The organism is Haematobacter genomosp. 1, assembly GCF_002196855.1.
Lineage (GTDB): Bacteria > Pseudomonadota > Alphaproteobacteria > Rhodobacterales > Rhodobacteraceae > Haematobacter.
The window spans coordinates 51,489-63,930 of sequence record NZ_NIPW01000027.1; the positions used below are offsets into that span (position 1 = coordinate 51,489).

Genomic DNA, 12,442 nt, shown 5'->3' on the forward strand with positions numbered 1-12,442 from the left:
CAGATGACACCCCCTCCCCGCTCCCCCGCATTGCCCTCCGCCTCCGACCGGCCGCTGACGCTCGCGGAACTCGCCACGATGATCCGGCAACGCTGGCGGCTGATCCTCATGGTCGCGGCGGTGGCCGCGGTCACGGCGCTCGGCTACCTGATGATGACCGGCCCGGCCTATGTCGCCTCCACCAAGATGCTGGTGAAGGTCGGGCGGGAAAAGTTCAGCGCGCTTCAGGTGGCACAGGTGCCCCAGCAGAACGTGATCTTTCAGGAACGCCCCCAGAGCATCAACAACGAGATCGAGATCCTGCGCGATCCGACACTCACCCATGAGGTCTTTGCCGATCTTCAGGCCAAGCAGGCAGAGCTTGCCGCGCATGACACGGCTGCCTCCTCCTTCGTCGGGCGGCTGCTGGGCGGAGTAGCGGGCGTCGTGAAGACGGCGGTGGGCAGCCTTCGCACGATGCTCGGTCTCGGGGCCGGGAAGCACCCGGAGGAGAAGATCGCGCAGGCCTACATGGATGCGTTCAACGTCAATTACATCAAGGAAACCGACATCATCCAGGCGGAGTTCGCCTGGGACGATCCGCGGTTCGCGGCCTATGCGCTGCAGCGTTATCTCGACGCCTATCAGGCGCGGCACGTGGCCATCCATTCCTCCACCGCATCCGCCGATTTCTACCGCGATCAGGTGACGCTCGCCGAACGGGATCTGCGGGGGGCGGAGGATGCCTTCTCGGCCTTCCAGCGCAGCTCCGACATGAGCCGGCTCGACGTGGAGCGCGACCTCGCCCTGACCGCCATTTCCGAGATGGAGAAGGACCGTGACAGGCTCCAGGCGGAGATGGAGGACCTGCGCCAGACCCGCGCGCAGGTGAACGCGGATTTCAAAGACGGGGCGGAATGGGTCGAAACCCCCGCCATGCTGAACGCGACCCCGCTGACGGCGCTCGACGAAAGCTATGTCGCCGCCTCCACGGAGCGGAGCCGCCTTGCCAGCCGTTATTCGGACGATGCCCGTGAAGTCCGTGAGGTGACAGAGGAGATCGCGGGTCTGAGGGAGCGCAAGCACGACACGCTCAACCGGCAGATCGACGGCCTCCTGCGTTCCAGCGGCGAGCGGATGGCGCAGGTCGAAGCCCGCATCGCCGATCGCCGCACGGCATTGCAACGGATCAACGAGGGCGCGCTGCAATTCGAGTCGCTGGGCCAGAACGTCACCCGTCAGCGGGAACGGCTGGAGGAGTATCAGCGCCAGTACGAACGCCTGCGCATGAACGAGGCGCTGGACCGGCTGAACGTCACCTCCACCGCGCAGTTCGGGTCAGTGACCGTGCCGGTGGAGCCTGCCGCGCCGAAACGCTCGCTCGTGCTGGCCATCGGGGGGATATTCGGCCTGCTGGCAGGCACGGCGCTCGCCATTTTCCTTGGCCTGACCGACCGTCGCCTGCGCCGCCCCGGCGATGTCGAACGTCGCCTTGGCCTTCCCGTGGTCGCAACCGTTCCGAGGTTGTCATGAACGCGCCCTCCCTCCCCCTTGCCCTTTACGACACCTCTCCCGGCGCTGCTCGGCTGCGAGCCGCTGCGGGACATGCCCGCGGGCTTGCCGGGGCGCTCATCGCCCGGCAGGCGCGGCGGGTGGAGGAACGGCCGGTCACCGTCGCGATCACCGCGCTGACGCCGGGCGCCGGTGTCACCACCTTCGCCACCGGGCTTGCCGCAGCGCTGCATGCCGAATTCCGCGCCCGCGCCCTGTTGGTGGAGGCCAACCTGCGCCGGCCCGCCGTGGAGGGGCTGCTCGCCCTGCCCCGCCGCCCCGGCCTCGCGCAGCTGCTCACCGGCCGCCTTCCGCTGGCAGAGGCGCTGCAACTGCCGAACGATCTGCGCCCGCCCGTCATCTCCGCCGGGTTGGAGGAGACGCAGGACGCAGCCGCGCTCCTCCATCCCCGGCGGCTGGAGACGCTGATAGACGGGGCGACCGGGCGGTTCGATTTCCTTCTGCTCGACTGTCCGCCGATCGGAACGGCGCCGGACATGCTGCTGATCGGTCAGAAGGCGGACGAGATATACCTTGTGGTCGATGCGGGCCAAAGCACCAGTGATGCCGTGATGGCCGCTGCCGACGCGCTGGCGACGGTGGGCGCGCGGATCGACGGGCTGATCCTCAACCGGGTCGCGCGATGAGCCTCGCAGCCCCCCTCCGCCCGCGCGCCGCGACGCTGCTGCCCGCTCTCCTGCCAGCCCTTCTGGCTGGCGTGGCGACGGGCGTGCTGACGATGGTGCTGATCTTTGCGCCGACGAAGATCTTCGTCGCGGGCGGGCTGGCCTTCGGCTGCCTGGCGGGGTTTCTGGGGCTGATCGCCATTGGTCAGGCCGAGCGGTGGATGCTGCTGCTCCTGGCGTTCGGCCTGCCGCTCGCCGTGTCCTTCACGCTGTTTCTGCATGTGAATACGGTGGGGCATTACGTCGAGAATGTCGGCGGCGCGGCGGGCGTCACCATCACGCTGAGCTTTCTTGCCGCCCTGACCGTTCTTGGCCTGCGGCTGCTGGCGGGGCGGAGCCTTAGGATGCCGGTGCTGGTCATGCTGCCGTGGCTGGCCTATGCGGCCGCGGGCGTGCTGAGCCTGCTGAAAGCGCCCGATCCGGCGCTGGTCTGGTTCGAGATCCTGCGGCTGTCGATGCTTCTGCTGCTGATGGTGACGGTGGCGAACATCACACCGGACCGGCTGTGGTTCTTCCTGCAGGCGCTGGCCGTGACGATGATCTTTCAGGCGCTGATCTCCATCGCGCAGGGGGTGGGCGGCACCGGGCTGGGTCTGGGCTTTCTGGGCGATCAGGGGGTGGCCATCGAATCCGTTGCCTTCGAGGCCAAGGTCCGCTCCACCGGCACGCTCGGCAATCCCAACATGCTGGCCTACTTCTATGAGCTGCTGTTGCCGCTGCTGTTCGGAGCGTGGCTGATGGCACGGGGGCTGGGCAACCACGTGCTGTTCGGTCTGGCAGTCACGCTGGGGCTGGCCGGGTTGGCGCTCAGCCTGTCGCGCGGCGGTTGGCTCGCCATGGGGTTGCTGCTGCCGATAGAGGCATGGCTCCTCGCCCGGCACCGTTTCCTGACGCCGCGCGGGCTGGCGGTCATCGGCACGGGCCTGTTCCTGACGCTCGTCATGGTCGGCCTGTTCGGGGGCCAGGCGATGGAGCGGATGTTCGGCGATGACGGCGGCAGCCTCTCTCACCGCTCGACGATGAACCATGCGGCATGGCAGGTATTCATGAACTCGCCATTTATCGGCCAGGGTCTGAACAATTTCGCACCCGCTTTCGCCCGATTGGACAAAACCGGTGCGACAGGGCTTTTCGGTCCCGTTAATCACGTCGTTCACAACATGTATCTTTTCGCCGCAGTAGAAGTCGGGATCATCGGGTTTGCCGGGTTTCTGGGAATATTCGGGATCGGCATCTATCTTGGAATTCGCGGCTTCCGTAAATACCGGTCTCCCCTCAGCCGTTCCATAGCCCTTGGCGTTGCATTCGGCCTTGTCGCCCATCTGCTTCACGGCACCATCGACCCGGGTTTTCGCCTGAGCCTTCCGGTTTCACAGGTCATCGCCGTGCTTCTGGGGCTTCTCCAGGCAGCATTTCTGAACGAACGGTCGTTTCTTTCAGAACCCAACGCCATTCAGGCGGAGGAGTGGTTAACTCGCCCTCCGCGATTGCTCGGAGCCGAAAGGCACCCATTGAGATGAAAACCCATTCAAGAATTCTACCGGCAGTTTCATATGCCCGGATCCAATACAACGCTGGGGAGGATGGAAATGACATCACAGACACTCTCATATCTTTCCCCTTCGCAGCATAAGCCGCAGGTTTCGATCGTGATCGTCGCTTGGAACGGCCGCGATTACCTGCGGCATTGCCTGCAACTCGCATCATTCGATTCACCTGAAGTGTCGCGCGAGATCATCGTGATCGACAACGGATCAACCGATGGCGCGCCGGAAATGGTCGCCGCCGAGTTCCCCGATGTGCATCTGGTGAAAACCGGGGAGAACCTTGGTTTTGCCGGGGGGAACAACCGCGGTTTCGCTCTGGCGCGGGCGGAGACGGTGCTGCTGCTGAACCCGGATGCCTTCCTGGAGACGCCCGGCACCCTCGCGCGGCTGCTCCGCCATCTGGAGGCGCATCCCGGAACGGGCGCCGTGGGCTGCCGGCTGACCTATCCCGACGGACGCCATCAGGTCGGCGACGGCGGTCACGCGCCCCGGCCGGCTGCAGTGCTGGTCCATGCGCTTGGTCTGGGGCGGTTTGTGCCGGGGGCGCGGGGCCTGTTCCTCTCTCCCCGGCGCGGCACTGCGCCCCGGCAGGTGGACTGGCTGAGCGGGGCGCTGATCCTCGTACGCGCCGATGTCATCCGACAGGTGGGCGGGCTGGACGCCGGCTTCTTCATGTATGCCGAGGATGTGGAATGGGGCTGCCGGATGCGCCGCGCGGGGTGGCAGGTCGCCTATCTGCCCGACCTTTCCGCCGTGCATGTTCAGGGCGGCACGCAGGAGGGGGCGGATATCTCCACCACCTGGCTCGACGCGCTGGGGCGGCTCTACCTGCGGGAAAACCCGCGCGGCTTCACGCCCTTCCGCCTGGGCTACGGCGCGGGGTTCTCGCTCCGATCGGCAGCTTACGGGGCTGCGGGCCTTCTTCGCCGCGATCCCCGTCTCCGACGAAAGGCCGGGATCATGCGCCGCTACGCCGCCCATGTGCTGACGATGCGACGACCCGATCCTTCGCCACCCGCAGCGCGATCCCTGCCGATCGCCAGTTCAAACCCCGAAGAGCACGGCGTTTCCCATGGCTAACGATTTTTCCAGACGGCCCGTCGTCCTTCCGCTGAACACGCCCGCCGGGCTTCGCGACGCGGAAGGCAAGCCGCCGCATCTCGCCATTCTTGGTACGCGCGGCATTCCCGCCTGGCACGGCGGGTTCGAGACCTTCGCGCAGGAGCTGGCACCCTGGCTCGTGGAACAGGGCTGGCGCGTGGATGTCTATTGTCAGGACGAGACCGGCGACGGTGCCTCCGAATGGCGGGGCGTGCGGCTGATCCAGCTTCCGGTCCGCCGCAAGGGGTCGCTCGGCTCCATCGAGTTTGACTGGATCTCCGCCCGGCATGCCGTGAAGGGGGCGCCGCTGGTGCTCACGCTCGGCTACAACACCGCGCTGATCGGGCTGCTCTACCGGCTGGGCGGCGTGCGGAACGTCATCAACATGGACGGGCTGGAATGGAAGCGGACCAAGTGGTCCTGGCCCGTCCGCCAGTGGTTCCGCCTGAACGAGCGTGCGGCGGTGATGCTGGGCAACCACCTTGTCGCCGACCACCCCGCCATCGCGAAGCGGCTGTCGGGCATGACGGATCCATCCCGCATCACCATGATCCCCTATGGCGCGGAAAGTCTGCCGGAGGCCGACCCGGCACCGCTCACGGCCTTTGGCCTGGAGCCGGAGAAGTTCATGCTTTCCATCGCGCGGGTGGAGCGGGAAAATCAGACATTGCAGATCGTGCGCGGCTTTTCCGCGCGGCCGCGGGGAGTGAAGCTCGCCGTGGCCGGGGGGCTGGAACCCGGCAACAGCTATCATGACGCGGTGCGCGCCGCCGCCAGCCCGGAGGTGGTGTTCCTCGGCCCGGTGTTCCAGAAGGAGGCGGTCGCCGCGCTCCGCGTGCATACGCTCGCCCATATCCACGGCCATACCGTGGGCGGGACGAACCCCTCGCTGGTCGAAGCGCTCGGCGCCGGGTGTCCGGTCATCGCGCATCGCAACCTGTTCAACGGCTGGGTCGCGGGGGAGGAGCAGCGGTTCTTCTCGGATGTGGAGGAGCTGGACCATCATATCACCGCGCTGATCGAAACGCCCCCGATGCGCGCGGCCATGTCTGCCGCCGCGCGGGCGCGCCATGCCGAGCGTTTCACATGGGAGCCGGTGCTGCGCGCCTATCAGGCGATGCTTGTCCAGCAATATCCCGTGCCGCTGCTGGGGGCCGAGCGGGAACTCTCGCTTCCGCCGATGCCGGACGGGGAACTGGCGTTGGCCGGCGGGCCTGCGCTTCACGCCCGCAACGCTGGATGAAAGGTGCGCCATGATCCGCTTTCCCGGCCTTTCGCTGCTGACCTCCATCCGGGGGCCTTTCGCCTTCATCGTCGTCTATCGCCACTGCCTGGAGGCGCTTGGCTACGGCGCGTCGTTGCATGAGAACCCCGGCTTCATCGGACGGGGGGAGTTCCTGCTGGACTGTTTCTTCATCCTCTCCGGCTTTCTCATCGCCATGCTGCACCGGGAGGAGTTCTTCAGCGCCAGCCACCGGGGCATGGATGCCCGCACCGTAAGGCATTTCCTCGTCCTGCGGATCGCGCGGTTCTATCCGCTGCATCTGGTGACGCTGCTCGTCCTCGGCGCGGCGGTGCTGTTGGTGACGCCGAACACGCCGGGCACCTCCTTCTCGGGGGAGGCGTTCTTCTGGAACATCCTGCTGATGCAGGCATGGGGCACCGTGCCGACGCTCAGCTTCAACTACCCGGCCTGGTCGATCAGCACCGAGTGGTTCACCTACCTGCTGTTTCCCCTGCTGGCGCTGCCGTTGAACCGGCTGAACAGCACCCGGTCGCAGGTGGTGGCCATCGGTGCGCTGTTCGCCTTCATGGCGGCCTTTGTCGTACTGCATCCGGGGCGGACATGGGCGATCCAGCTCGGCTGGGGGGCGCTGCTGCGCAACACGGTGGACTTCGCCATCGGCTGCCTGCTCGCCCGCCTTGCGCCCGCGGCGCTGCACTGGCGGCTGCCACGGGGCGTGAGCTGGGACATCATCGCCATACTCGCCATGGCCACTGCGTTCCTGGGGGTGCGCTTCTATCTGCCGGATGTCGGCGTGGTCGCGGCCTTTACGCTGATGATCTTCGCGCTGGTGCTCTGCCGGGGCTGGCTGAAGCGGTTTCTGGGGCAGAAGTGGATCGTTTACTGGGGCGATCTCAGCTTCTCCATCTACCTGATCCATGCGCTGGTCATCATGGCGGTCAACAGGCTGGTTCCGTCGCTGAACCCCGGAACGGCGGATGGCTTCCTTGTCTATACCGTGATCGTCCTCGCGGTGAGCACGGCGCTGGCCGCGGTGAGCTTCCAGTTCCTCGAACAGCCGTCACGCAGGTGGATCCGCAACACATTCGCCGGCAACCCGCGCCTTGTCGCGCGGGCGGCATAAGCGGAGAGCGACAGCATGACCACGCTTGTCATCGGCGGGAACGGCTTCATCGGCTCCCACATCGTGGACGTCCTGCGTGCAGGGGGGGAGGAGGTCGCCGTTCTGGACAGGATGCCGGAACGCTACCGCCCACCCCTGCCGGATGTCCGCTATCATCTGGGCGACCTTCGCGACATGTCCGTGGTGGAGGAGGCGCTGCACGGGGTGGATCGCGTCATCCACGCCGCCAGTTCCTCCGTCCCGCAGACGGCGGTGCGGGATCCGGCGGGCGATATCAGCGACAACCTTCTGCCGCTGGTGCACCTGCTGGCGGCCATGCGGCGGTCGGGGGCGCGGCGCCTCGTCTATCTTTCCTCCGGCGGGACGGTCTATGGCCCGCCGCTCTCCGACACGATCACGGAGGATCATCCCCTGCGGCCGGTCACCCCCTATGGGATCGTGAAGGCGGCGGCGGAACGCTACATCGTGGCCGAACATCTGGCGAGCGGTCTGGGCTATGCCATTCTCCGGCCCGCCAATCCCTTTGGCCCGCGTCAGGGGCGGCTCGGGGTGCAGGGGGTCATCGGAACATTCCTGTGGCAGATCGCGCAGGGAGAGATGCCGGAGGTCTGGGGCGACGGCAGCGTGGTGCGGGACTTCGTCCATGTCGGCGACCTCGCCCGCCTGTGCCTGCTGGCGCTCAGGAGCGGCCTTGACGGCTGCTACAACGTGGGCAGCGGGCGCGGGTGCAGCATAGCCGAGCTGATCGCCCTCCTCTCGGACGCAACGGGGCGGCCCATCGTGCCCCTGCGCCGACCGGGCCGGGAGTTCGACCTGCCCCGCGTGGTGCTGGACTGCTCCCGCGCGCGGGAACTGCTGGGCTGGTCCGCCACCGCAACGCTGGAGGAGGGTCTCGCCGAGACGTGGGCCTGGCTCCGGGTGGAGGCGGGCCTTCCCCCGCCGGTCAGCGAGGTGGAGCAGCGGGCGCTGCCGGGCTGACCCCGGCAAGTTCCCCCCGCAGCGCTTCCGCCGCCGCGAAGAACCGCTGCTGGATCGCTGCGACAAAGGGATTGTCGCGCTGGATCGTTTCAAACACGCCCGGCGCGTCGCCTGCGACCATCCCCGTCGCGGTCAGCAAGTGCTCAAAGCTCGGGGTCGTCATCCCGTGGTTCCCGTCCGGCCCCGGCGAGAGCGCGGCTACGATCCTGCCCACCATATGCGTGACCCCCTGGGCCAGGGCCATGTCCCGGTCATGCGCCTCGGCGGTGCGGACAAGCACGGTCAGCCCCTCCCGCCGGAGCCAGCGGCGCAACGGGGCAAGCCCCCGCCCGCCCCGTGCCGGACACAGCACCACCCGCGCCCCCGGGCCAAAGCTTCTCGGCCCGAACAGGGGATGGCTCCCCACCAGCGCGACATGGGCGGGCAGCCGTTCCTCCAGCAGACGCAACGGGGCGAGCTTCACGGAGCACACGTCCACCACCAGAGCACCGGGGCGCAGATGCGGCGCGATCGCCTCTGCCGTCTCTGCCAGCGCGGCTAGCGGGACTGCCAGCACCACGATATCGGCGGAGGCGACCTCCTCCAGCGGCTGGCTGCCGTCGCGCGCGGGGTCGTGGACGGCAAGCGCGAAACGCCCTGCAAGACGCGGGGCGATCAGCCCGCCGAAGGCACCGCAGCCGATCAGGCCGAGCCGGGGCACGGCGGGCGCCGCAGGGGGCCGCAAGGGGAGCGGCGCGGGGATGAATTCCGGGTCTTCGGTCTGTTCCATCTGGCTTTCCGGGGCTTTGCGCCACCGGGAGCCCTGAAACACGAATGCCGCCCGGCGGCGGCATCGTCGAACATCACTGATCGCGGCCGCTCCTATGGGGAGGGCGCGTAATACACCGTTGCAAGGGGGCGCATCCTGATCATGGGAATGATCTAGCCGCGCCGACCCCTTCCGTCAACCTTCCCTTGACGGCTGTCAGGCGAGAGCAGATGAATTTCATCAGACAATCCGCCGCCGGGGGCCGCCGGGGGATGGTCCGCATAGGGGGTTCGCAGCGCCAAGGCGGCGGGCCCGGAGGAGAGAGGAGACAGACATGAGCACGCAAAAAGGCAAGGTCATCATCACCTGCGCCATTACGGGGGGCATTCACACGCCCTCCATGTCGGACGCGCTGCCGTTCAAGCCGGAGGACATCGCCGCGCAGTCCATCGCGGCGGCGGAGGCAGGGGCGGCGATCCTGCATCTGCACGCCCGCGATCCGCAGGACGGCCGGCCGACACCCGCAACGGATGTCTATATGCAGTTCCTGCCGCGCATCAAACAGGCCACGGATGCGGTCATCAACATCACCACGGGCGGCGGGCTCAACATGACGGTGGAGCAGCGGCTGGAAGCGCCGCTTCAGACCGCGCCGGAGATGTGCTCGCTCAACATGGGGTCGATGAACTTCGGCATCTTTCCGATGGCGGCAAAGGACCGCTCCTGGAAATATGACTGGGAGAAGCCCTATCTTCTCGGCACGGATGATTTCATCTTCCGCAATACGTTCAGGGACATAGAGCGCATCCTGAAGATGCTGGGCGAAGAGCACGGAACCCGGTTCGAGCATGAGTGCTACGATATCGGGCATCTCTACAACCTCGCGCATTTCGTGGATCGCGGGCTGGTGAAGCCGCCGTTCTTCGTCCAGATGATCTTCGGCATTCTGGGCGGCATCGGCTCCTCCGTCGAGAACATGGTGTTCATGAAGGAGACGGCGGACAAGCTCTTCGGCGACGACTACCGCTGGTCGGTCCTGTCGGCGGGCAAGACCCAGATGCAGTTCGCCACGCAGGCCGCGATGATGGGTGGCAACGTGCGCGTCGGGCTGGAGGACAGCCTCTATATCGGCAAGGGCAAGCTCGCCACCTCCAACGCCGAGCAGGTCGCGAAGATCCGCCGCATCATCGAGGAACTGGGGCTTGAGATCGCCACCCCGACGGAGGCGCGCGACATCCTTGCGCTCAAGGGCGGCGACAAGGTCAACTTCTGAAGCGGTCGGGGAGAGGCGCCCTGCCTCTCCCCCCTGTCACTCAGAATTCCCGGCCGAAGGCGCGGTCGAGCGAATAGCGCCCGCCCCCTCGCGCCACGAAGAAGAAAGTGACCCCCGCCCAGATCAGCGACAGTTCCGCCCCGCTGTAGCCTTCGCCGCGCAGCACCCAGTGGAACCAGACGGTCACCAGCAGCACCACCGTCGCTGCCGCCGCGGCAGGACGGGTAAACAGGCCGAGGAGCAAGAGGATACCGCCGACGAACTCGGTGAGTGCCAATGCAAAGGCCCAGAACCAGGAGGGGGCGAAGCCGATGCTTTCCACCATGCCCGTCAGCCCCATGGGGTTTTGGATCTTCGGCCAGCCGTGCACGGCCAGCGCGAACCCGGCGATCACGCGAAGCAGCGTTTCGGATACCGGCAGAAGCGCATCATAAACGGGCTGAAGCGCGGGGATGAAGAAGCGGTTGCCCTCGGCATCGCCGGGGCGGGACTGGATATGAGACATGTGAATTCTCCGATGGCGCGCCGCTTGGGCCTGCGCCGTGTCAATCATGCCGCACGATGGCGGCGGATGGGGGGTATTTTCTTGCCAGCGAGCCGGATGATGCGGAACGGCAGCCCTTGCTCGGGATGCGCGCGTCAGACGCCCGAACTTCTGGCCCGGCTCAGGTCCGCGGCGGGCGGTGGGGCACGTCGGGATGGAAGCGCGAAAGATCGGCGGAGGCTACGGGGAGCGGCAGCACGCCTGTAGCGGTGCGGGAAATCTCCGGCTGTTCCGCGAGATAGAGGTCGAAACACTTGCCGGACTTGAGCTTCGTCTGCGCGGAAGCTTCACCGAGCGGCGTACAGACCGGCATGTCGCGATAGGACAGGCACCCCCCATGGGGTGCAGCGTCCGCCCAGCCGGCGAACAGGGAGAGGCACAACGACACGGCCATGAAAAGGGCGATGAGGCGGGCCATGGGTTCCCGAAGGTTGGACACGGCTCTTACCCTAGCCGCTTGGCACGCGGGCGGCAAGGCTAACAGCCTCTTCGGCGGGGGAGGCTCGTTCCGGCCCGGCTTGGCGCCCGTGGGCGGCTTGCACCCTTTCCGAGGCGCATGACCCGATTGCCCGCGTGCAAGCCCCGTGTCGCTGCTGGATCGCTTGACATATTCCCGGCTGCAGACCCTGAACCGAAGCCCGGGCCGAGTTGAATACGGCATGCGGGGCGTTCACCCGCCACCCGGGCGATGCCGCTGAAGAATAGCTCCTAACAGTCCGCTGACGCAGCATCCCGGGGATTGCCTTGCGCCGGAGAGTTTCCCCGAATTGCTGAAGATCGCACTGGAGCCCACAAGTCCTGGCCGGTGAGCGGACCCGTTTGCCGGTTCAACACAGTTGCCGGTTCCCACGTGGGACGGGCCCCATGCCCGAGTTTTCACCAGCCGTTTAACAGGCTGCTGAACAACGCTTTTGGCCCGTGCTGGAGCGGAAATCGTTCGCCATCTGACGAATCCAGCCGGAAATCCATAGACTTCCGGGCGTTTCCGGGCCGATTTTCCGATTCCGGCACATAAGGTATGACAGGACTTTTCCGGCAGCCCGATAAGGGTGCCGGTTAGTGATGAGCAATATGCTGACCCCTTCGCAGGGAGTGCCGGAAAGACGCTCCCCCGTAAGTGACGACTGCACCCGGAGTTTTCCGGGTGTAAGCGGGGAGAGGTGCTGACCCCCTCCCCGGCCAGATCAACGGTTCTCGATCTTGCGCAGCTCGCCCGTGGGCAGGAACTCCGCCTCGAAGCGGCGTCCGTCATGATGGGTGCCTTCCAGTTCGATCTCCCGGTCGTCGAACTCCACCTTGCGGAAGGTGCCATCGCCCGGATAGCTCGGGTTGGCGCGCACGGCCTCGGGGATCAGGCTCTCCACCCCGCTGGCGGGAAAGCCCTGCCGATCCGCCGCCTCGATCTCCTCCACCCGGTCGTTGCGATCCAGTTCGATCTCTATCCGCGCGCCGCCGGGGAGCGTGCCGAGGATGTCCCGGCCCCGGTCACCATGCTTGGGCCGGATTTCCACATCGGTGAGGCCGAGCGGTTTGAGAATGGCGGGGAGATCCTGCGCCGCGGTCTGGGCCGCCGCGGGGGAGGAGAGAAGGACGGAACCAAGAAGTCCGGCGACGAGAAGGCGTTTCATAATGTCTTTCCGTGACAGATACATCGCCAGCAGAACCA

General features: G+C 66.6%; 12 protein-coding genes. 8 read left to right on the plus strand and 4 right to left on the minus strand.

All coding sequences use genetic code 11. From position 1 onward, the window contains the following. Positions 1-3 precede the first annotated feature (3 nt). The 7 genes from CDV49_RS13760 to CDV49_RS13790 all read left to right on the plus strand — a co-directional run bounded on the left by CDV49_RS13760 (position 4) and on the right by CDV49_RS13790 (position 8,211). Positions 4-1,512, plus strand: a complete 1,509-nt coding sequence (locus CDV49_RS13760; protein ID WP_143413177.1) for a GumC family protein — start codon at positions 4-6, stop codon at positions 1,510-1,512. After that, positions 1,509-2,177, plus strand: coding sequence for a tyrosine-protein kinase family protein (locus CDV49_RS13765; protein WP_088216003.1), 669 nt, complete (start codon positions 1,509-1,511; stop codon positions 2,175-2,177). The genes CDV49_RS13760 and CDV49_RS13765 overlap by 4 nt, the downstream gene beginning before the upstream one ends. After that, the gene (locus tag CDV49_RS13770; RefSeq protein WP_088216004.1) at positions 2,174-3,736 is read left to right on the plus strand and encodes an O-antigen ligase family protein; all 1,563 of its coding nucleotides are present in this window, start codon (positions 2,174-2,176) and stop codon (positions 3,734-3,736) included. Before CDV49_RS13765 ends, CDV49_RS13770 begins: the two co-directional genes overlap by 4 nt. A 69-nt stretch (positions 3,737-3,805) precedes the next feature. Next, complete coding sequence (locus CDV49_RS13775) at positions 3,806-4,843, plus strand: glycosyltransferase family 2 protein (RefSeq protein WP_088216005.1); 1,038 nt, start codon at positions 3,806-3,808, stop codon at positions 4,841-4,843. Further along, positions 4,836-6,107 (plus strand): DUF1972 domain-containing protein, encoded by a 1,272-nt coding sequence (locus CDV49_RS13780; RefSeq protein ID WP_088216006.1) that lies wholly within the window; start codon positions 4,836-4,838, stop codon positions 6,105-6,107. Before CDV49_RS13775 ends, CDV49_RS13780 begins: the two co-directional genes overlap by 8 nt. Before the next feature lie 10 nt (positions 6,108-6,117). Further along, a complete protein-coding gene (locus CDV49_RS13785) occupies positions 6,118-7,233 on the plus strand; it encodes an acyltransferase family protein (RefSeq protein ID WP_179209214.1) in 1,116 nt (371 codons plus the stop codon). 15 nt (positions 7,234-7,248) lie between these two features. After that, complete coding sequence (locus CDV49_RS13790) at positions 7,249-8,211, plus strand: NAD-dependent epimerase/dehydratase family protein (protein ID WP_088216008.1); 963 nt, start codon at positions 7,249-7,251, stop codon at positions 8,209-8,211. Here the strand turns inward: CDV49_RS13790 and CDV49_RS13795 are convergent. Further along, a complete protein-coding gene (locus CDV49_RS13795; RefSeq protein ID WP_088216009.1) occupies positions 8,177-8,980 on the minus strand; it encodes a prephenate dehydrogenase/arogenate dehydrogenase family protein in 804 nt (267 codons plus the stop codon). The genes CDV49_RS13790 and CDV49_RS13795 overlap by 35 nt on opposite strands. Before the next feature lie 313 nt (positions 8,981-9,293). Here CDV49_RS13795 and CDV49_RS13800 point away from each other — a divergent pair, with 313 nt between their 5' ends. After that, positions 9,294-10,232 carry a 3-keto-5-aminohexanoate cleavage protein gene (locus CDV49_RS13800; RefSeq protein ID WP_035743929.1) on the plus strand — a complete coding sequence of 313 codons (939 nt, stop codon included), beginning with the start codon at positions 9,294-9,296 and terminating at the stop codon, positions 10,230-10,232. Between the two features lie 40 nt (positions 10,233-10,272). On the opposite strand, the gene CDV49_RS13805 is transcribed toward CDV49_RS13800, so the two are convergent. From CDV49_RS13805 to CDV49_RS13815, 3 genes are all read right to left on the minus strand, one after another. Continuing rightward, positions 10,273-10,737 carry a DoxX family protein gene (locus tag CDV49_RS13805; protein ID WP_088216010.1) on the minus strand — a complete coding sequence of 155 codons (465 nt, stop codon included), beginning with the start codon at positions 10,735-10,737 and terminating at the stop codon, positions 10,273-10,275. Between the two features lie 160 nt (positions 10,738-10,897). Continuing rightward, complete coding sequence (locus CDV49_RS13810; protein ID WP_143413178.1) at positions 10,898-11,215, minus strand: hypothetical protein; 318 nt, start codon at positions 11,213-11,215, stop codon at positions 10,898-10,900. A 745-nt stretch (positions 11,216-11,960) separates the two neighbouring features. After that, complete coding sequence (locus tag CDV49_RS13815; RefSeq protein ID WP_088216012.1) at positions 11,961-12,404, minus strand: hypothetical protein; 444 nt, start codon at positions 12,402-12,404, stop codon at positions 11,961-11,963. Between the last annotated feature and the right edge of the window lie 38 nt (positions 12,405-12,442).

Excerpts from the sequence above, each read along its gene's own strand:
- CDV49_RS13760 (WP_143413177.1), top strand. The coding sequence starts at position 4 with ATGACACCCCCTCCCCGCTCCCCCGCATTGCCCTCCGCCTCCGACCGG.
- CDV49_RS13765 (WP_088216003.1), top strand. The coding sequence starts at position 1,509 with ATGAACGCGCCCTCCCTCCCCCTTGCCCTTTACGACACCTCTCCCGGC.
- CDV49_RS13770 (WP_088216004.1), top strand. The coding sequence starts at position 2,174 with ATGAGCCTCGCAGCCCCCCTCCGCCCGCGCGCCGCGACGCTGCTGCCC.
- CDV49_RS13775 (WP_088216005.1), top strand. The coding sequence starts at position 3,806 with ATGACATCACAGACACTCTCATATCTTTCCCCTTCGCAGCATAAGCCG.
- CDV49_RS13780 (WP_088216006.1), top strand. The coding sequence starts at position 4,836 with ATGGCTAACGATTTTTCCAGACGGCCCGTCGTCCTTCCGCTGAACACG.
- CDV49_RS13785 (WP_179209214.1), top strand. The coding sequence starts at position 6,118 with ATGATCCGCTTTCCCGGCCTTTCGCTGCTGACCTCCATCCGGGGGCCT.
- CDV49_RS13790 (WP_088216008.1), top strand. The coding sequence starts at position 7,249 with ATGACCACGCTTGTCATCGGCGGGAACGGCTTCATCGGCTCCCACATC.
- CDV49_RS13795 (WP_088216009.1), bottom strand. The coding sequence starts at position 8,980 with ATGGAACAGACCGAAGACCCGGAATTCATCCCCGCGCCGCTCCCCTTG.
- CDV49_RS13800 (WP_035743929.1), top strand. The coding sequence starts at position 9,294 with ATGAGCACGCAAAAAGGCAAGGTCATCATCACCTGCGCCATTACGGGG.
- CDV49_RS13805 (WP_088216010.1), bottom strand. The coding sequence starts at position 10,737 with ATGTCTCATATCCAGTCCCGCCCCGGCGATGCCGAGGGCAACCGCTTC.
- CDV49_RS13815 (WP_088216012.1), bottom strand. The coding sequence starts at position 12,404 with ATGAAACGCCTTCTCGTCGCCGGACTTCTTGGTTCCGTCCTTCTCTCC.